A 20877-nucleotide genomic window follows, 5' to 3' on the forward strand; every position below is an offset into this window, starting at 1 on the left:
AAATTAGTTCAGAACCAAACGAACAAACCTGATAGAGTTTATAAATACAGGCCGGTTTAAAAATTCAATGAAAGATGATTTAACTTTTTGCTTAAATTATAATCTTCTCAAAAGCTTTTCTCATGCCGTCTCTCAAAAGAACCTCTCCGCAATAGGAATAACCTCTGCCTTCAAGGATTTTCAACATCGCAATATTATCATGATTGGTATCTACTTTAATACTCTGAATGTCATGAGACTTGGTAAATTCTTCAATGTGATCAAAAAATTTCTTCACCATTCCCTGTCCTGCAAATTTTTCATCCACAGCTACTCTGTGAACCACTACAAATTCACCATCACTCAGCCATGCTCCTTCAATGGTACTGTAAGCAGGTTCATCATTCAGAATCAATGCTCCATATACTGCAATTTCTCCGTCTACTGTCAAAACATGTCCGAAACCTTTAGCAATATCACTTTCTACTGTCCCCAGGTTAGGATATCCGTTCTGCCATTGGGTACTTCCGTCTTGTCTTCTTCTTTCAATAGATTGCTGGATAATTTCCCAAATCCTGTTTCTGTCTTCAATTTGCGATTGTCTTAGTTTGATCTCTGGGTTCATGTTGTAAAATTTGATTTAAAGATTGAATGATTTAAAGATTAAAAATCAGAACAGCTGTCCGTTCAGTCTTTGAAATGTTTGTCTTTTAATAGTTTGTAATTAATTAAAAAACCGAAAATTAATCTTAATTAATTTTCGGTTCGAAGTAGTAAAATTTAAAATTATGAAATTGTTTATTGATTTTCACTTTGTTGAAGGTAAGCATCAATAATTTCAAATGCTCTTTTTTCTTCTTCCAGATCTACCATTACCTTCAGCGAAGTTGCTGTTGGTGTAGTGGTAAACGTAAGATAGTTATTTTCAACGGTATTTGCAATTTGTGCATCATCCAATTTAGACTTAACCAACTGAATTTCTGAAGGATTATCACTTACATAAACTGACACTCTCGTACTTCTTTCCATATTCTAATTGTTTGAGTATCTAAATATACGATGTTTTTTTTAAAATTACAAATCCCGGGTTTTAAATTTTATTAATATTGCTTTCAATTTTATCTAAAGCAAGTTGGATTTCTTCTTTAGTAACATTCAAATGAGGTCTGAAACGAAGAGACTGATCTCCACAAGGAAGAATGATCAATCCATCATTGAAAAGCTCATTCATCAAATGATTTCTCTGCTCTGCAGTTGGAAGATCAATAGCACACATCAATCCTCTTCCTCTTGCATTTGAAATTTTTTCAGGATATTTTTCAGCAAGGGCTTTCAGGCTTTCCAATAAGAAATCGCCAACCACTCTTGCATTTTCAACCAGGTTTTCTTTTTCGATCACTTCCATTACCAGCTGGAAACGAAGCATATCAATAAAGTTTCCTCCAAATGTAGAATTGATTCTTGAGCTTTCTTTGAAAACGTTATTCGGAACTTCATCAAACTTCTCTTTATTGGCTAAAACACCACAAACCTGTGCTTTTTTACCGAAAGAAATAATGTCCGGTTTTGCTGTAAAGTGCTGGAATGCCCACATTTTTCCTGTAATAGCAATTCCTGTCTGAACTTCATCAAAAATAAGTAAGATTTCGTTGTCATCACAGATTCTTCTTAATCCCAACAGGAATTCGTCTCTGAAATGATTGTCACCTCCTTCTGCCTGAATAGGTTCTATGATGATACAAGCCACTTTATCAGGGTGCATCAGAATAGCCTCTTCAATTTGAAGTAAAGCAAGGTTTTCATTTTTGATTGTTTCTTCAAGGTTTTCTTCTGTAATCGGGAACTTTAATTTTGGATTTAAAATTCTCGGCCAGTTGAACATTGGGAAATATTGATATTTTCTTGGATCAGAAGTATTGGTTAAGCTCAAAGTATAACCACTTCTTCCGTGGAAAGCCTGTTTGAAGTGAATGCAGATTCCTGCTTCTGTTTCTAATCCTTTTGCAAAGTTTTTGCGGGTTTTCCAGTCGAAGCATGCTTTCATTGCATTTTCAACGCCCAGAGTTCCGCCTTCGATAAAGAAAGCATATTGTAATTCTTCAGGAATAACCACTCTTTCAAATACCTCAAGGAAATGAGCATATTCTTCCGAGTAAACGTCAGCCAAAGTAGGCTTATTTACAGCCATTCTTCCCAACCATTCTGATCTTTCTACAAGGTAAGGATGATTGTATCCGATGGATGCTGATGCAAACATAGAGAACATATCCAGGTATTCTTTGTCTGTAAGTTTATCATAAAGCCATGAACCGTGTGATTTTTCAATATCCATCACAAAATCGAAACCGTCTGCCAACACGTGTTTTCCTACTGTTTCTTTTACTTTATTTGCTTTTATATCTAATGTTTGTTCCATAATAAATTTGTAGTGTGATTTAATAAGTGAATGATTAAATGGTCCAGAGAATGAAACATTTAATCATTCAGGTTATTAAGTTTTATGTTTTTTTGAGTGCTTTAAGTAAAGCTTTTATAAATCAAATTTAATTCCTTGTGCTAAAGGAAGTTGAGCAGTATAATTTATAGTATTGGTTTGTCTTCTCATATAGTATTTCCAAGCGTCTGATCCGGACTCTCTTCCTCCTCCGGTTTCTTTTTCACCACCGAAAGCTCCACCAATTTCAGCACCGGAAGTTCCGATATTTACATTGGCAATACCACAGTCTGAACCTGCGTGAGAAAGGAATAATTCTGCTTCTCTTAAGTTCTGGGTCATGATTGCAGAAGATAATCCTTGTGGAACATCATTCTGAATAGCAATAGCTTCTTCCAGTGTTTTGTATTTAATCAGATATAAGATCGGTGCAAATGTTTCATGCTGAACAATCTCATAAGAGTTTTTCACTTCTGCAACGCAAGGTTTCACATAGCATCCGGATTCGTACTCTTTTCCAGTTAAAACTCCGCCCTCAACAACGAATTTACCACCTTCTTTTTTACATTTCTTAATGGCTTCTTCGTATTGATTTACAGCGTCAGTATCAATCAGAGGACCTACATGGTTATTTTCATCCAATGGATTTCCGATTTTCAGCTGCCCGTAAGCTTTTGTCAATCTTGTTTTCACTTCATTGTATACACTTTCGTGAATGATAAGTCTTCTTGTAGAAGTACATCTCTGACCTGCAGTTCCTACAGCTCCGAAAACAGCTCCGATAATCGACATGTCGATATCAGCTTCTTTCGTAATGATAATAGCATTGTTTCCACCTAATTCAAGGATAGATTTCCCGAATCTTTCTGCTACTTTAGAAGAAACCATTCTTCCTACTCTTGTAGATCCTGTAAAAGATACAAGCGCAACTTTTTTATCATCTACCAGTTTCTGTCCGATTTCGTGGTCTGAAACCAATACACTTGAAACTCCTTCAGGAAGGTTATTTTCCTTTATAACCTCCATCATGATATTCTGGCATGCAATAGCACAAAGCGGTGTTTTTTCAGATGGCTTCCAGATGGTAACGTTACCACAGATCCAGGCCAATGCTGTATTCCATGACCATACGGCTACCGGGAAGTTGAATGCAGTAATGATTCCTACTACTCCTAGCGGATGATACTGTTCGTACATTCTGTGCCCAGGTCTTTCAGAGTGCATGGTGTACCCCTGAAGTTGTCTTGAAAGTCCTACAGCGAAGTCACAGATATCAATCATCTCCTGAACTTCTCCAAGTCCTTCCTGTAATGATTTACCCATTTCGTAGGAAACAAGCTTACCAAGATCTTCTTTATATTCTCTTAATTTTAAGCCCAGCTGTCTTACGATCTCACCTCTTTTGGGAGCCGGGATCAGCCTAAATTCCTGAAACGCTTTTTGAGCAGTTTCAATTACTTTGTCATAATCACTTTCTCCGGAAGTTTTTACTTTAGCGATCAACTTTCCGTCCACAGGAGAAATGCTTTCTATCACTTTTCCTGAAGCGAAATATTTTCCGCCCACTGAAGTCCCTTTGTTCTCTTCTTTAATACCAAGGTTTTTGAGTGTTTTTTCGATTCCGAAATCCTTTACTTTTTTTGACATAAAATCTTACTTTTCGTTCTCTCTAAAGATAAAAATATTATGCGAACCTCAAAACTTTAATTTTTAATGTGTTTTTTATTTGGACTAATTATAAACATGCTTATCTTTGCAGGGTAATCATTTTGATAATCACCAAATGGAAAATTCACAAGAAAATAACTCAAAGCTTAAGAAGTGGTTCAAGCGTGTGGGATGGGCAGGACTTGCTTTCTTTACCATTAAAGGCTTGATTTGGCTCGTCATATTCTACGTTGGAGCAGATAGTCTTCAAAGTTGTATAAAATAAAAAGCAGAGAAAATTTCTCTGCTTTCTTTTTGGTATAAGGTGAATTGAATTATTATTTATTTATTGAAAAGCTAAAAAAAGAATCCTTTTTTATATTTTCTGTAATTTAAAAAAGAGAAGAAGTACTATCTTTTCACAGCTCTGTTCCCTGAAAAGAACATTTACACTCCTCGAATCATCTTTTTAAACTACTCTTTCTTCTTCCTCCCAGCATTAACCAGGCTTTCATGCAGCAGATATTCAATCTGCCCGTTCACACTTCTGAATTCATCGCCTGCCCATTTTTCAAGGAGTTTATAAGTAGACTCGTCTATCCTTATCACAAAAGACTTTTTGCTTTTATTTTCTGAAGAGTTTTGAGCTTTTTCCGATTTCATTTTCTAAAATTCTCTAACATTATTTCTGATTATTTTAGTATAGATAGGATCTGTACTAAAATCTGACTGTTAATCTTTCACTTCTTAATTATAAAGCGTTCCTGCATTTAATATTGGAGTCGCAGCTTTTTCACCACAAAGAACCACCATTAAATTGCTTACCATTGCAGCTTTCCTTTCATCATCAAGCTCAACAATATTGTCTTCTGAAAGTTTTTTCAAGGCAAGGTCTACCATTCCTACTGCTCCTTCTACAATCTTGGTTCTTGCCGCCACAATAGCTGTAGCCTGCTGTCTCTGAAGCATTGCTCCAGCAATTTCCGAAGCATAAGCCAGATGTGAAATCCTTGCCTCCTGAATCACAATTCCTGCTTTGGAAAGACGGTCTGTAAGTTCCTGCTCCAAAATAGAATTGATTTTATCTCCTCCTTCTCTCAGTGTAATTGGAGCATGATCATCTTCTAAATTATCATAAGGAAAGCTCATAGCCAAATGACGTACCGCTGCTTCACTCTGCATCTTTACAAAGTCCGAATAACGTTCTACATCAAAAGCGGCTTTGTAAGTATCTCCCACTTTCCATACGATGACAACTGCAATTTCAATAGGGTTTCCCATTTTATCATTCACTTTCAAAGTCTGTCCTTGTAAATTTTCAGAACGCAAAGACATTTTCTGTGACGAATACAAAGGATTGATAAAGAATAATCCGTTCTCTTTTACACTCCCAACATATTTTCCAAAAAAGTTTAACACCCTTGAGTGATTAGGCTGAATGATCATTAATCCTTTCAGAAAAAAGCAGGAAGTAAGGAAGCAAAGCATAGATATAACTACATAAGCGATACTTTGATCTACTCCGCTAACAAAGAAGTATACTGCTGCAGCAAACAAGGCCAGGCAAATGACCAATGTAAGATAACCCGACATGGGTTTTAATGTTTTTTCCATAATTGAATTTTATTTTGATATTATTTTGATATCATAAAGATGATGATAATTTTTGAATTATGAATGATGAATTTTGTTTTTTTGAGGTGCGAGTTTCGGGGTTCAGGGTTACGAGTTTCGGGATATAGGATTCGGGTATTTTAGCTAACGCAAAGTTCGCGAGGTTAATTCATTAGGATGTATTTTATTTTGTTCGCAAAGCCACTTCGTTTAGCTAAGATCACTAGTTTCTTTGCTGAGTGAAACGCCTTTGCGAACGACAACTCATCACCAAAATCATTGCGAACCTTAAAAAAAACAAGTTCTTTACATTTTACAAAACTTCTATCTTAACTAAAATGTCTTCTTCTCTTGCTGAGTAAAACGTCTTTGCGAACAATAACTCATCACAATATACATCATTGCGAACGTAGCGTTAAAACAACTCATCCCCAATCCAGCAACAATAGAGATAAAAAAATCCCGGAAAATGAATTCCGGGATTTTAATTGATATATTCAAAAATCTATTTCTTCGTTAAGGCTTTAAACTTGAAATAAGAAACAGCTGATAAAAGAATCATTGTGCCTATTCCGATGTATACCCAAGCCGGCACTGGTACAGGATCTCCTGCTGCATAGGAGTGAAGTCCGCTTAAGTAATAGTTTACCCCAAAATAAGTCATTACCATTGAGCAGAACGCAAACATGGTTGCTATATGGAATGCCCATCTGCTTCTCAATCCTGGCACTAATCTCATGTGCAATACAAAGGCATATACCATAATGGAAATGAACGCCCATGTTTCTTTCGGGTCCCAGCTCCAGTATCTACCCCACGATTCATTTGCCCAGATTCCTCCCAAGAAGTTTCCTACCGTTAATGCAAACAATCCGATAGTTAATGACATTTCAGAAACAATTACCAGTTCTTTCAATGTAGTATCGTGGTGAATTTTATACGTTTCTTTATTGGATATAATATAGAATACTAATGAGATTACAGCGATGATCATCGACAGGGCGAAGAATCCGTAACTGGATGTAATAATGGCTACGTGAACAATTAACCAATAAGACTTCAGTACCGGAACCAGCGGTGTGATCTGTGGATCAAGAGCAGAACCTCCGTGCGCAAATCCCATCATAATAACAGCTACCATAAATCCGGCTGCAGGAATCAATGCATTGGAGTTTCTATATAATAATAAACCTGCCGTAATACCTACCCAAGAGATGAAGATAATAGCTTCATATCCGTTACTCCATGGTGCGTGTCCTGAAATATACCATCTTGCAACAAGGCCTAAGAAATGACATAGATATCCTACTAAACCAACTGCAATGATTACTTTAATGATTTTATTTAAAACTTTGCTGGATTTAAACAGCTCAACAAATCCTAAGATTAAAAGAAGCCCTCCGATAAGAGTATAGAAAATTAATAATTTAAAGTTAATATCTGCTTTATTCATGAAAACCTCAAGATCAACTTTAGATTTAGCAGGAACTACTGCCTTACCCCATTTCTGCTGGTATTCTGAAAGCTTCGCCAATTCTGTATCTGCTTTGCTCCAGTCTCCGGTTTTTTGTGCGGTAAGCGCTTCAGCAAAATAAGGTCCCATCACCTGCTGAGATTCCATGTCCGGCTCGAATTTTTGATCTAACCATGAATGCCATGTATGGTTGGCGTCATTTTTCACAGGAACAATTCTCATAAACTGACCGCTGAAAAACTCATTGAAGATCTGCACTCTTTCGTTTACAGCAATTACTTCCTTATCGTAGTTTGTTTGTTCAGCTGGTTTTTTACGGAATGCAGTATTATAATCATGCTCTAAAATATAGGTTAGATTACCATTGGCATCTGCCGGGAAAAGGTTCATCAGTGAAGTATATCCATCTTCATCTGCCTTTGTTTTATTTTTCAGTTCGTCCCCTCCTTTCGTTCCTACTTTAATCATAGGAACCATAGTCCAGCTTGGGGTATCTGTATTGATTGAAAGGAACCATTGGTTAGCAGTCAGATACTTTCCGTCTGTTCCTTTGAATTTATCTTTCTTGTATAGTTTTCTTAAAACATCCAATGCTTCAGTATTGATAGGAACAATTCTTCCCTCAAAACTTTGCACCAAAAGGTATCCGAATTTTTCTGCATGCTCTTCACTGATTTTGTTTCTTGCTATGATTTCATCCGGAGAGATAGATCTCATTTTACCCATCGGTGTAGCCAGAGAATTCTGTTTTGGGGCAGCACCATCAAGAGGCTGGGCAGATGGAGCCGGAGCGTGAGAATGATTGTCTCCTTCCACATGAATATGTTCTCTGCTTCCGTCAGTAGTTCCATGAGTTTCAATCTTCTGTGCATTTAAACCTAAGCTTAAGAACACTAAAAGTATTGTTGCTGCTTTTGTTTTCTTCTTGTTTGCATCAGTCAGCATTTTATTTAATTTCCAGAAGTGAGTTCCTTTCCAGAAGAAGATCACAAACATTCCGAAGAATAAAAGTCCATATCCGATATAAGAAATCAAAGTTCCCCAATAATCATGGTTTACTGAAAGAACTGTTCCCATTCTGTCCGGATCAAAACTTGACTGGAAAAAACGGTATCCTTTATGGTTAAGAACGTGGTTCATATAGATTTTATAAGGAGTTTCTTTGCCTTCGTCAATGATTTTCACATGACTTTCATAAGCACTTGGAGATGAACTTCCAGGATAAGTTTCCATCACGAAGTCATCCAGTTTCAGGGCGAAAGGAGTATTGTATACTTTAGGTCCGAATCCTACCATAATATTTAATCCATCCATAGTAACCTGTTTGTAGGCATTAGGATTTCCTTTTTCAACAGAAAGATCTACCAACTGTTTTGTTTTTGGGCCCTGAAGCTCAACCTGAAGCATATCCGGAACATTCGCATCTTTCTTTCTGTCACCTTCAATTGCCATCAGTCTTCCTTTTTTAAGACCTTCAGGAACTACAAGCTTCAGCTCGTTGATTGTATATAAACTTCTCAATGCCAAAGGCTGGAATTCATCTTTCACGGTACTTCCGGTTGCCTGAGTAGCCATGGTCATATAGCTTGCATCTACAGGTGTTTTGATGAATAATTTTCCTCCTTCATTTTTGAATTCAACCGCTCCTTCAATAGCTCTGTTGAATGTCACCAAAGTTCCGTTGATTGATTTTGTTTCACCCGGTTTGATGTAAATATTTTGTCTTCCAGTGTTTCCGGTAGACACCAAATGAAGATACTCGGCACCATTTGGTTCAGCTACAAGACTGTCTTTTTTTCTTTGAATGTATTCCTTGGCAAAGACTTTCACTTCTTTTCCGTGGAAGTCATAGGTAGCTTTGAAATCTTTATTCAATGGAGACATCAGATAAGGAACATCCTGATAATTAAGAACATCACCTTTTTCTTCGATCTGGATTTTAAAGAAATTTTTATCCGTTACGATTTCGTTTGAAGTTTCACCTTCTCTGATGTGCATGGTTCCTTCAAAACTGATGTATCTTGTGATGGCACCTCCGATAAAAATAAAAATAAAGGCAAGGTGAAACACAAGAACCGGCCATTTCTCCCTTTTCCATAGTCTGTATCTTCCGATATTTCCTATGAAATTAAGAATGAGCAGGACCATGATCAGTTCGAACCACTTGGCCTCATAAATTAGTGCTTTTGCTGTAGGAGTTCCGTAGTCGTTTTCTAAGAACGTTGCATAAGCCATCGCAAATGCGTACACCAGCAGCAATACAGCCATTGTCCTGGTTGAGATAAGAATATCTTGGAGCTTCTTCATGATTTATTGTACTTGACATGCAAAAATAAGCATGATAAACCATAAAGAGCTTAAAAAAAGCTGTTTTTTGTCACTTTGGCCTCTGTTTTGCTTATTTTGAAACATTCTTAATAAGCCCGGAAGTATTAGGAAAAATTCAATTCCTAAAACCGAAAAAATATAGATTCATAATACCTATATTTGTGATTGAAGACTTCTATTTACATGTTCGGAAAACTTTCAAAAACAGTCCATATTCTGAGTTATTCCGAAAGTATTTTTAAATTATTTTTCAAATATTTTCTTCCTGATTTTACTTAGAAATTCATGGGTAATTCCCAAGTAAGAAGCAACCTGCTGCTGAGTAATTCTCTGTTCTAATCCGGGGTATTTTTCAAGAAATTCAAGATATCTCTTATCTGCCGTTTTACCCGTTAAGGAAAGAATTCTTCTTTGCAGTGCTACCGAAGACTTCTGGTTCATTATCCTGAAAAGTTTTTCTATCTGAGGCATGGTCTCATACAAATATTCTTTGTCTTTTTTGGAAATCATCAATACTTCACTGTCTTCAAGGGCTTCAATATTCAGAATACTCGGAACATTATTGATAAGACTGTCAATATCCGTGATCCACCATTCTTCTACCGCGAAATACAGGGTTTGTTCAAATCCGTTTTCGTTCAGGTAATAGATTTTGAAACAGCCACTCAGAACAAATCCTTCAAAAGCACAATAGTCTCCTTCTTTGAGAACAATATCCTTCTTTTTAAACTTTTTGTATTCAAATAGCTTTACAAACTGTTTAAAATCCTCTCCTGAAAGGTGTATGTATTGACTGATATTTTTAAGAAGTAAATCGAACATTGTTTTATTTAAGCAAAATAAAGGTATCAAAATTATTGACACCTTTATTGAATTAAGTTATGTTAAGTTATTTTACATAACACTTTTGTTCTTTAGATAAACGCAAAGGCGCGAAGGCTTATTATGCTTTGTATTTATTTTAAGGCACATGAAAATCGAAGATATTCAGCAAGGTGAACTGTTTTAAATTTCATCGGAGATAAAATCCTTAGCGTCTTTGCTTGCCCGGAATAATATTATTTTAAAAATTCATGAGTATTTATTACACGGGCATAAAGATCTCCAAGAGCAGATATCCCCGCCAAGAAGGATCTTTGAACTTCTTCAGCCTTTATCACTTCCCCATCCAGTTCACGGTTTCTGGTTGCTGTAGCATCTCCAATAATTGTATTATTAAATCCAAAATCAAAAGCCGCTCTGGTAGTTGCCTCTACACAAACATCTGTCATCATTCCTGTAATCACCAGGTTTTTGATTTTCTTTGACTGGAGATAGTTTATGAGATCTGTTTCCCTGAAACTGTTAGGAAAATGTTTGGTAATTACTTTTTCATCATCTTTCGGTGAAACCAGATGGTTGATTTTAACACCATCTGTATCCGGAAGAAAAAAAGTAGCCCCTTCATTGGTTGAGATATGTTTGACATGAATGACAGGAAGATTACTGCTCCTGAAATACTCTAAAATTCTCCTGGTATTTTCTCCGGCTTGCTCAGCTTTTTCCAATGTCATTTTTCCTCCGGGGAAATAATCATTTTGTACGTCGATAATTAATAATGCTGTGTTTTCCATTTTTTGTTTTTGTGCGTTCATTGTAATCAGTGAAATAAATATCAGACCTAAGGTCAGAATAGTTTTGAATCTGTTTTCCATGTGTAAAATTTCTGAGACAAAATTATAATGGTTACCAATCCTGACCTTTGAACTAGTTCAAAAAATACATTTGAGCTTAAATAATATCAATCATAATTTTTAATATTATTATTTTTTTCATTTCTCTAAATTTAAATCAGAAATTTTATTATCTTATTTAAAGAAAAACAAATATGATTAGTTAATATAATTTAACAGCATCAGATTTGCATAAACAAAAAAAATAGCCCTATTTTTATTTTATAATTGCGAACAATATTTTATAATCAAATTTTAAATAATCGTTGTAAAAAGCGGGATTTCCAAAATGTTTTTTGGAGAAAAAAGATTCTTTTAGTGTTGAAAAAACATTAAATTTGCGACATTGATATTATGGATAAAAAGACACAAAAAAAACAGACTGAATCGCCTGAAACAGGCAAAATTTTATCTAAGCCACGTATTTTTTCCGGGCTTACTTTTATACTTTTATCGGCTGTTCTTGCATTCTCATTCATTTCTTATTTAATGAACTGGAAAGCAGATCAAAGCCAGGCAGGAACGATGCTGGACAAGAGTATAAAATCTTCCAATATCTTTGGCAAGGCAGGTGATTGGCTGGGAAATATCTTTATTTTCGAGAGTATTGGTATTGCTTCATTCATCATTGCATTTTTATTTCTTGTAGTCGGCACACTGATCCTTAAGAAGAAAATCTTCAAACCATGGAAAACTTTCGGGCACTCATTATTTTTTATCTGCTGGCTTCCTATTTTTATGGGAGCACTTACTAAAGGACAAGGTGTTTTAGGAGGCGTATATGGATATCAGATTATGGATTACCTTAATTCAATTATTGGAACGGTAGGCCTATGGACCGTATTGGCAGCCAGTATTCTTTTATATTTTATTCTTGAATTTAATCTTCGTCCAAGTTCTATCAAAGCAAAACTGGATAAGATCAACGAAAATACTATTGGAAAAGTAAAATCTATGATTCCTGACTCTAATGATGATTTCGAGGCAGATGAGGAATTGAAAGAGGAAGCTGAAGAAATTGAAGAGGCAGCAGCATCCCGTGTTACGGTAAGTGATGTTACCAACAACACTTCCAATAATTCAATCAATACAATGAGAGAACCAGAACCTGTAAGCATTCCGAAAGGATTTCCAGAAGTTCCGCTTTCCTCCAATATAGAAACCATTACTACTCCTAATCACACTTCTTTCGAAGCAGAGCCAAGAGAGGTTGCCCAACCGGTAAGTTTAAATCTTTCTACAAAACCTATTGTCCCGGTTTCTACTCCGGAAGAAGCATTTGATATCAGACCATCTGCTCCGTCTTCTGCTGTAAACACTAACACTGCTGCACAGGAAAACATTAAATTCAATGTAGAAGTAGCTCCTGTAATTGACATTCTGGATGATTCTGAGAAGCAGTCACAGGAACTTGTAGAAAAACATGGTTTGTATGATCACAAACTTGATCTGGCTAAATTTCAAATGCCACCTGTAGAACTACTGAAAGATTATGGCAGTGAAGAAATTTCCATTAATAAAGAAGAATTAGAAGAAAATAAAAATAAGATCGTTGGCCTTCTGAAAAACTTCAACGTAGGCATTGCAGAGATCAAGGCAACCATTGGTCCCACTGTTACATTATATGAAATTGTACCGGAAGCAGGAATCAGAGTATCCGCGATTAAAAAACTGCAGGATGATATTGCATTGAACCTTTCCGCTTTAGGAATCAGGATTATTGCTCCAATGCCTGGAAAAGGAACAATCGGTATTGAGGTACCAAGAAAAAACCCTACAATGGTTTCTATGCGTTCTGTAATTGCTTCCCAGAAATTCCAGAATACAGATATGGATCTTCCAGTGGTTTTCGGAAAAACAATCTCTAATGAAATTTTCATGGCCGACCTTTCAAAGATGCCCCACTTATTAATGGCCGGAGCAACAGGTCAGGGTAAATCTGTAGGGATTAACGCCATTCTTACTTCCCTTCTTTATAAAAAACACCCGAGCGAACTGAAATTCGTGATGGTAGACCCTAAGAAAGTTGAACTTTCATTATATTCAAAAATCGAAAGACATTATCTGGCAAAACTTCCGGATGCAGAAGAAGCAATCATTACAGATACCAATAAAGTAATCAATACCCTGAACTCTTTGTGTATTGAGATGGATACCCGATATGACCTTCTTAAAAATGCTTTCTGTAAAAACTTAAAGGAATACAATAAAAAATTTGCTGAAAGAAAATTAAACCCTGAAAACGGGCATCGTTTCTTACCTTATATCGTATTGGTAGTAGATGAGTTTGCAGATTTGATCATGACAGCAGGAAAAGAGGTTGAACTACCGATTGCCAGACTGGCACAGCTTGCAAGAGCCGTAGGTATTCACCTTATTGTAGCAACACAGAGACCGTCTGTAAACGTAATTACCGGTATGATCAAAGCCAACTTCCCTGCGAGAGCTGCCTTCAGAGTAATCTCCAGTGTAGACTCCAGAACCATTCTTGATTCTCCGGGAGCAGATCAGCTGATTGGTAAGGGAGATATGCTTTATTTCAACGGAAATGAGATCCTGAGACTTCAGTGTGCATTCGTAGATACTCCGGAAGTGGAAAGACTTGCAGAATTTATTGGTGAGCAGAAAGGATATGCTTCAGCATTCTTACTTCCTGAATATGTTTCTGAAGATTCTACAAGCTCAGTAGGTACTTTTGATCCGAACGAAAAAGATGCTCTTTTTGAAGATGCGGCAAGAATTATTGTGTCTACTCAGCAGGGATCTACATCAATGCTTCAGAGACAATTGAAACTGGGTTACAACAGAGCTGGAAGAATTATGGATCAGCTGGAAGCCAGCGGTATTGTTGGAGGCTTCAACGGGGCTAAAGCAAGAGAGGTCCTGATCAGTGATCTACATTCTTTGGAACAGTTTTTGGAAGATCTGCGTAGTTAAGGGAAAAATTGAATGATTTAACCTTTCAAAATTTAAAATGTCTAAAGATTATTAAATAAAAAAATGAAAAATATTATTTCAAAAGTTATATTAGGAAGTTTTGTTGTAGGTGCAGTAGGTATGGCCAATGCTCAGAAGATTGATGCTAAGGCAAAAAAGATATTGGATGATATTACAGCCAACTACAATTCTAAAAAGAATTCTTACTTCAAATTTTCTTTTGGAAGCGGCCTTAACGGGCAGGTTACGAAAACAGAACCAGGTATTTATTATGCTGCGGGAGAAAAATACAAACTGAAGATCATGGACACGGAACAGATCTTCGACGGAAGCAAGATTTATAATATCAACGCGGATGACATGGAAGTAACAATTGCCAAGCCTAACGGAAGCGGTACCATGTTCTCCCCTATCAACTATCTTACAACTTACAGAAACGATTATAATGTAACATATAATGGTAAGAAGATGGTAAATGGTGTAAATGCTGATTTTATTAAACTTACACCGGTAAAAGCAAACGGAATACAGTTCGTATATCTTTTTGTAGATTCTGCTAAAAAGCAAATGGTAAAACTGGAACAACACGGAAACAACAAAGATGTGGCAGTAATTGCGATTAAAGAATACAAAGAAAATCAGCAACTGGACCCTAATATGTTTGTTTTTGACAAGAATAAGTTTAAAAATTACGTAATTACAGAACTTTAAAAAGCTGAAAGTGAATTGGCAACTAAGCAAATTTACTTTTTAAGTTAAAAAAATAACAAAATATAAAAAGCCACAAGTAAACTTTGTGGCTTTTTGATTAATTTTGGCGCATGTTAAAAATACTAGACCGATATATCATAAAAACCTTCTTTGGACCGTTTTTCTTTATATTCAGCGTATTGTTTTTCATTTTTATTGTAAACATTATCTGGGTTCAGTTAGGACAGTTTATGGGAAAAGGATTAAGCTACTGGCAGATCCTCAAACTTCTTTTTTATCTTGGGGTAAACGTCATCAGTATGGTGCTGCCACTTACCATTCTCCTTGCGAGCATCATGTCGTTCGGGGAATTTGGAGAACGGTATGAGCTTGCAGCAATGAAGGCGGCAGGAATTCCTTTGACCAGGGTTATGACTCCCTTGTTGGGAATCTCAACGGCACTTGCCATTATGCTGTTTTTCTTCTCCAATAATATTATCCCGGATTTTCAGAAAAAAGCCAAAAACATGCTTTTCAATATTGCCCAGACAAAACCGGCAATCAACTTTACTCCTGGACAGTTTATTGATCAGATTCCCGGGTATATGGTAAAGTTTGATAAAATATACGGGGAAAACGGAGAAAATATTGAAGGAGTTTTTGTCCATAAAAAAGCCAATGCTTACGAAAATCAACAATCTGTTGTAGCAGAAAAAGGAAAGTTTGTTCCGGCAGCTAATAAAAATTTCCTGAAACTTGTATTGTATAACGGATATGTCTTTGAAGATGCCTTTGCCGGAAAAGGAGATAATGTAAGACAGAAACAACCCGATCAGGCCATTAAATTCGACACACTAGTTTCACACTTTGACATCAGTGAAATCATTAATAAAGCGATCGAAAAAGAGCAGATCACGGATGACTACCGTTTTCAGACCTATAATCAGCTTGACGGAACGATAAACAAAAACAAAAAAGATAATAAGCAGTTCTTTGATAATATCGGTTCCGAGGTTCTTAACCAAACCAATTCTGTTGTAACCTATATGGATAAGGGCAACAAACATAAAGTAGCTCCAAAAACACAGATCAAACTGGACACAATAAAAGGAGACAAAAAGCTGGAAATTATTTACAACTCTTACAACAGACTGGATAATCTGAAGTCTACACTGGAGTCTAAAAAGAATGAATACAGTTCCAATGTAAAATACTTCAGTAAGGTTGTCATTTATCAGCAGAGGATTGTAGCTTATTCGGTAACCTGTATTATCTTCTTCCTGATTGGAGCAAGTTTAGGTTCTATTATCAGAAAAGGAGGAATGGGACTTCCTGTAATCATAGCCATTGTGATTTTCATTATCTTTTATGTAATGAATGTTGGGGTAGAAAACATGTCCTGGAGCGGAAAAATGAATCCTTATCTTGCAGCATGGCTTCCTAACCTTATCCTTCTTCCTTTTGGAGTATGGATGACTTATAAAGCCCTTACAGATTCACAATTATTTGATGCTGAAAAATACAAAGCATTATTCAAACCTATTACCAAAAGGTTTACCAAAAGTAAAGAACATCAGAGATATCAATAATTCTGATGTAAGTAATAAAAGTAGAAAGCTCCGATTTTTTTCGGAGCTTTTTTGTTGAATTATTCTGGATGTAAAAAATGGCCTTCTACTGAACCCTTCTTTATGACATTATTTTTTTTGTATTTTTATCAGCCATCAAACTCATTTACCTTATGAAAATCCTATTTCTTACAGCAGGTCTGTTTCTTATTTTTTCATGTAAAAATGATAAAGCAGTTCATAAAGAATCTGCTTCAATGGATAGTTTTTCCGTAAAAAAAGATACAGCACAAATCAGCGTAGCGGAAGATCCTATTGATAAGATTAAAAAAGAATATGCTGCCCTTCAGCTTCAATTGGAGGCTAAAAAGCTAAGTCAATCAAAGTTTACTTATGATTGCAATGACGAACCTTCAGGTGAAGTGACCTTTTATTCTGACAAAAATGAGATTAAAGTGATAGAACATTTTTATGCAGAACACAGCCATTTCTCAGGATCTGAAAAATATTTTATAAAAGATGGAAAACCTTTTTTTATATTCAGACAGGAAACCGTATGGAATTTTGATGGTGGTACTCCTGAAAAACCTATTACTAAAGATGATATTACAGAAACCCGCATTTATCTTCAAAATAACAAACCACTGAAATGCCTTGAAAAGAAATACAGCATAAAATCTGATCAAAAAGTAAAAACAGCGGACAATATTCCAAGTAAAGAAGTACAGTGTAATACTGATGAATTACTTACAACTTATCAATCTCTGCTACAACATAAAAATCAGAAAGGACCAATCAAATGTCTGTAAAAGCAAAAGAGGTTTCCAATGGAAACCTCTTTTTATATTCTTAAAACTAAAAATTATTCTTCATAATTCCAGCTTTTTTCATGATAAGTTTAGAACTTATAAACAAAGGCATTAATATTCATTCCCGCACCCACAGAAGCAAATAAAACCACATCATTTTTCTGGATTTTATGATGCTCCAGTTCATCCTTTAGAATCATAGTCAGTAAGGACGGAATGGTAGCCACACTGCTATTTCCCAGTTTATGAATAACCATAGGCATTATATTTTCAGGAACCGGCGTATGATACAACTGGTAAAATCTGTTAACGATAGCCTCATCCATTTTTTCATTAGCCTGATGAATAATAATCTTATTTAACTGGCTGATGGAGTATCCGCTGCTGTCCAGACACTTTTTCATAGCATCAGGAACATTGATAAGGGCAAATTCATAAATCTTTCGCCCATCCATTTTGATGTATTTTGTATCCGGACATTTATCATTGTTGTAAGATTTCCCAAAATACAGATAATCTTTCTCCTCAAAAGTATAAGAAGCTGACAAATGAGCCTTTATTCCGGAGTCATCATCATTGTTAACCTCCAGCACAGCCGCTCCTGCTCCATCAGCATAGATCATACTATCTCTGTCGTGGATATCCACTACACGGGAAAGAGTTTCCCCGCCAATCACCAAACATCGTTTTGCAATTCCGGCTTTAATAAATGCATTAGCCTGTATCACTCCTTCAATCCAGCCAGGACATCCAAAAAGGACATCATACGCCACGCAGAAGTTATTTCTTATTCCTAATAAATGCTTTACCCTTGCCGCAAGACTTGGAACCGCATCGGATTGAACTGTTCCAAAACGAACATCTCCAAAATTATGGGCAAAAATAATATAGTCTAATGTTTCAGGATCTATTCCTGCATTTTCAATGGCAGCCTTAGCTGCGATAAATCCAAGATCTGAAGTAACCTCTGTACTATGAGCATATCTTCTTTCTTCAATACCTGTAATTTTTTTTAACTTATCTGTAATAGATGTATTATTTTCTTTTAATAATATTCCCTTCTCATTAAGAAAAATATGCTTATCAAAAAATAGATTAGTTATCGTTTCAGATGGTATGTAGTTGCCTACACCAATAATCTTCGTCATCACTTTTAAAATGTTTAATTTCCTGTTTTAAATTCAGTTTGCAGGAATAATTTTATAAATATAATGAATTAACGCAAATACTCATCAATATATTATGGAATGAGACATCTTTACGATAAAGTTCTAACCCAAAAAAACTAAATACATAATCTAAAATCAATAGAACAAACATATTTAAAAGAAAAAAAGAGGCTTCCCATCGGAAACCTCTTTTTATTTTCAAAAAACTGAAAATTATACTTTCATAATTTCAGCTTCTTTTGTCTTAAGATGCTCATCGCAAAGTTTTACATATTTGTCCGTATAAGTCTGGATTTCTTCTTCCACTCCTTTTACAACATCTTCAGAAACTCCGTCTAATTTTTTAAGTTCTTTCAAACCATCCTGTCTTGCGTTTCTTACTGTTACTTTAGTATTCTCAGCTTCTACTTTAGCCTGTTTTGCAAGTTCCTTTCTTCTTTCCTCTGTTAAAGGCGGAACGTTAAGGATAATGTTTTCTCCGTTATTAGAAGGTGCAAAACCTAAGTTTGAATTGATGATCGCTTTTTCAATCGCGTTGATCGCAGTTCTGTCCCAAGGTTGAATAGAGATTGTCATTGCATCCGGAACAGAAACATTCGCAACCTGGTTGATAGGAGTCATAGCTCCATAATATTCTACCATTACATCCTGAACCATTGCCGTAGAAGCACGTCCTGCTCTAATTCTTTGAAATGCGTGATCCAGGTGCTTTACTGCTGCATCCATGTCTTGTTTTACAGATTCTAATATAAGATCTAATTCTTCCATTATTATATTAAAGTTTGATAAATTACACATATTTTCATATCAACTGATAATCAAATAGTTAAGCTTTATAAATAGCCTGTTTTTTACTATTTTTTACTATTCAGTGCTGCAAAAATAATGATTATTTCCATATTTTGGTAAGACTGGCTTCTGTATTTTCATTTGCAAATCCTTTTTCGTTAAAAAACAATACTTAATAAATTGATTATAAATGGTTGTTTTATCTCATTTGCAAATACCAAAATCGGAAGCTTCTATATCTAGATTTTGTGTCTATGTTGTTTTCTTCTGAGTAATTATAAATGTATTGCAGTAAAAGTGATTTTAGTTTAGGAAATTCTAGAATTTAATCCATCCACCATTCTAACATACTTTTCACTTTTCCATTTCTTGTGACATTCATCTTCCAAAAATTCCAGTATATTTAAGCAGACTTCATAAGATTTATACAAGTAATCAAAATCACAAGGTAAAAGCTCTCCTTCTTCAGCTCTTTTTAATTCTTTACCAACTTTCCCTGTATAAATTTCATTTGCAATGCCGACACCATGTACATAGACATCTCTAGTTGCTTTTAACTCAATATACTTCTGATATTGCTTACATTCATTAAGATCTATTCCTGAAATATTTTTAAACTCTTCCATAAAGTCTTTAGGACTTTTATATGAAATATTATTAATTAATTTTTTGGCCGCATAATGATGTAATTCTTCAAGCGTTTCGAAATGAAAAATTTTAGGAGTTTCAATTTTTACTTTATCAGCAATTTTTTTGGGGTACTCTTTCACAATCTCTAGTATTACATCTGAAAATGTTACCTCCATGATAGTTGTAAGATTTGCTATGCCATCTACAGGAATGCCTATCCGACAATCATTGTTGATAAAATTTAAATAAGAATCAATATTATGTTCGGTACTAGACCTCCATACCCCATAGTTTTCATTATATCCTATAGGATAAGTAGAAATAATAGTTTTATCAGGGCTCATAAAAATTTTGTCGTAGTAAAAATTTAATGCCTCTTCCATTACGTGCATTTTTTCTGCCAAATCCAATATCTTGAAAAGCTGGCTTTGTATTTTTTCAAAAAGTTTGTCTCCAAATTCCATAATTTTTAGTTTTTCACAAATATAACAAAAGCCTCCACAAAAGAGACCTTCATATTACTTGGGTTGTTTTTTACTTATTTTATCTACCAGTCTTTACTTGTTTCGTGTTGCTTGTTCATGGCTTCTTTTAATCCGGATATTACCTCAATCATTCTTAAATCTGTTTTTTCTTTTATATCTTGCCATGGTCCTTTTCGAAGAAAAACATCTTTTGATTTATCTGGTTTATCGCTCAATGTTAGTAGTCCATAATTAATAGCACTATTTTTCCTGCAATCTGTACCTTCGTGAACCAGTGAATGTATGACATATTTATACCTGCCATCCTTAGGATATACATTGATTTTGAAATTCACATATCCAATAGTACACAAGGCACCTACAAATATCTTCTTTGTATAATATCGCACTCTTCCACTTCCAGTAAGTTCACCATCATCTTTATCTTCTATTGTGAATAATTCTCCTTCATCTTTAAAGTTCTTGGATAAATAGGTCCTAGCTCTCTTATATAGCTCTTCCTTCGTTGCACTTGAATCAACATGTACCACTTCTTCATATTTTAGCTCCTGCGAAAAAGCTAATACTCCCACAAAAGTTGTTATTAAAATAATTAATTTTCCCATGGATATT

At 35.3% G+C, this 20877-nt stretch carries 17 protein-coding genes; 4 read left to right on the plus strand and 13 right to left on the minus strand.

All coding sequences use genetic code 11. The features are described from left to right. Positions 1 to 91: 91 nt before the first annotated feature. The 9 genes from SFA27_RS12065 to SFA27_RS12105 form a co-directional block, all read right to left on the minus strand. Positions 92 to 604 (minus strand): GNAT family N-acetyltransferase, encoded by a 513-nt coding sequence (locus SFA27_RS12065; RefSeq protein WP_047375086.1) that lies wholly within the window; start codon positions 602 to 604, stop codon positions 92 to 94. A gap of 173 nt (positions 605 to 777) precedes the next feature. Then, positions 778 to 1008, minus strand: coding sequence for a DUF2007 domain-containing protein (locus SFA27_RS12070; RefSeq protein WP_047375088.1), 231 nt, complete (start codon positions 1006 to 1008; stop codon positions 778 to 780). A 61-nt stretch (positions 1009 to 1069) separates the two neighbouring features. Then, positions 1070 to 2395, minus strand: a complete 1326-nt coding sequence (lat, locus tag SFA27_RS12075) for an L-lysine 6-transaminase (RefSeq protein WP_047375090.1) — start codon at positions 2393 to 2395, stop codon at positions 1070 to 1072. Between the two features lie 114 nt (positions 2396 to 2509). Further along, positions 2510 to 4060, minus strand: coding sequence for an aldehyde dehydrogenase family protein (locus SFA27_RS12080; RefSeq protein WP_047375091.1), 1551 nt, complete (start codon positions 4058 to 4060; stop codon positions 2510 to 2512). Positions 4061 to 4534: 474 nt separating this feature from the next. Beyond that, positions 4535 to 4723: a hypothetical protein gene (locus SFA27_RS12085; RefSeq protein ID WP_047375099.1), complete on the minus strand. Its 189-nt coding sequence runs from the start codon at positions 4721 to 4723 to the stop codon at positions 4535 to 4537. 84 nt (positions 4724 to 4807) lie between these two features. Beyond that, a complete protein-coding gene (locus SFA27_RS12090) occupies positions 4808 to 5674 on the minus strand; it encodes an SPFH domain-containing protein (protein ID WP_047375105.1) in 867 nt (288 codons plus the stop codon). A 505-nt stretch (positions 5675 to 6179) separates the two neighbouring features. Beyond that, positions 6180 to 9455: a cytochrome c biogenesis protein CcsA gene (gene ccsA, locus SFA27_RS12095; protein ID WP_047375106.1), complete on the minus strand. Its 3276-nt coding sequence runs from the start codon at positions 9453 to 9455 to the stop codon at positions 6180 to 6182. Between the two features lie 264 nt (positions 9456 to 9719). Further along, a complete protein-coding gene (locus SFA27_RS12100; RefSeq protein WP_047375110.1) occupies positions 9720 to 10298 on the minus strand; it encodes a Crp/Fnr family transcriptional regulator in 579 nt (192 codons plus the stop codon). Positions 10299 to 10534: 236 nt separating this feature from the next. After that, complete coding sequence (locus tag SFA27_RS12105; protein ID WP_407292250.1) at positions 10535 to 11170, minus strand: cysteine hydrolase family protein; 636 nt, start codon at positions 11168 to 11170, stop codon at positions 10535 to 10537. Between the two features lie 372 nt (positions 11171 to 11542). On the opposite strand from SFA27_RS12105, the gene SFA27_RS12110 reads away from it, so the two are divergent. The 4 genes from SFA27_RS12110 (at position 11543) to SFA27_RS12125 (ending at position 17192) form a co-directional block, all read left to right on the plus strand. Continuing rightward, the gene (locus SFA27_RS12110) at positions 11543 to 14125 is read left to right on the plus strand and encodes a DNA translocase FtsK (RefSeq protein WP_047375111.1); all 2583 of its coding nucleotides are present in this window, start codon (positions 11543 to 11545) and stop codon (positions 14123 to 14125) included. Between the two features lie 63 nt (positions 14126 to 14188). Further along, positions 14189 to 14836: an outer membrane lipoprotein carrier protein LolA gene (locus SFA27_RS12115; RefSeq protein ID WP_047375113.1), complete on the plus strand. Its 648-nt coding sequence runs from the start codon at positions 14189 to 14191 to the stop codon at positions 14834 to 14836. 110 nt (positions 14837 to 14946) lie between these two features. Beyond that, entirely contained in the window at positions 14947 to 16404 is a 1458-nt protein-coding gene (locus SFA27_RS12120) for an LptF/LptG family permease (RefSeq protein ID WP_047375115.1), read from the plus strand. A 152-nt stretch (positions 16405 to 16556) separates the two neighbouring features. Next, positions 16557 to 17192, plus strand: coding sequence for a hypothetical protein (locus SFA27_RS12125; RefSeq protein WP_407292254.1), 636 nt, complete (start codon positions 16557 to 16559; stop codon positions 17190 to 17192). An 89-nt stretch (positions 17193 to 17281) separates the two neighbouring features. Here SFA27_RS12125 and SFA27_RS12130 read toward each other — a convergent pair whose 3' ends face one another. The 4 genes from SFA27_RS12130 to SFA27_RS12145 form a co-directional block, all read right to left on the minus strand. Continuing rightward, entirely contained in the window at positions 17282 to 18343 is a 1062-nt protein-coding gene (locus SFA27_RS12130; RefSeq protein ID WP_081995437.1) for a 3-oxoacyl-ACP synthase III family protein, read from the minus strand. A 231-nt stretch (positions 18344 to 18574) separates the two neighbouring features. Next, a complete protein-coding gene (gene frr / locus SFA27_RS12135; protein ID WP_047375125.1) occupies positions 18575 to 19129 on the minus strand; it encodes a ribosome recycling factor in 555 nt (184 codons plus the stop codon). Positions 19130 to 19458: 329 nt separating this feature from the next. Next, positions 19459 to 20244 carry a hypothetical protein gene (locus tag SFA27_RS12140; RefSeq protein WP_407292259.1) on the minus strand — a complete coding sequence of 262 codons (786 nt, stop codon included), beginning with the start codon at positions 20242 to 20244 and terminating at the stop codon, positions 19459 to 19461. Between the two features lie 83 nt (positions 20245 to 20327). After that, on the minus strand, positions 20328 to 20870 hold the full coding sequence (locus SFA27_RS12145) for a DUF4468 domain-containing protein (protein WP_407292261.1): 543 nt from the start codon (positions 20868 to 20870) through the stop codon (positions 20328 to 20330). Positions 20871 to 20877 lie beyond the last annotated feature (7 nt).

The organism is Chryseobacterium sp. HR92, from assembly GCF_045689405.1.
Lineage (GTDB): Bacteria > Bacteroidota > Bacteroidia > Flavobacteriales > Weeksellaceae > Chryseobacterium > Chryseobacterium viscerum_A.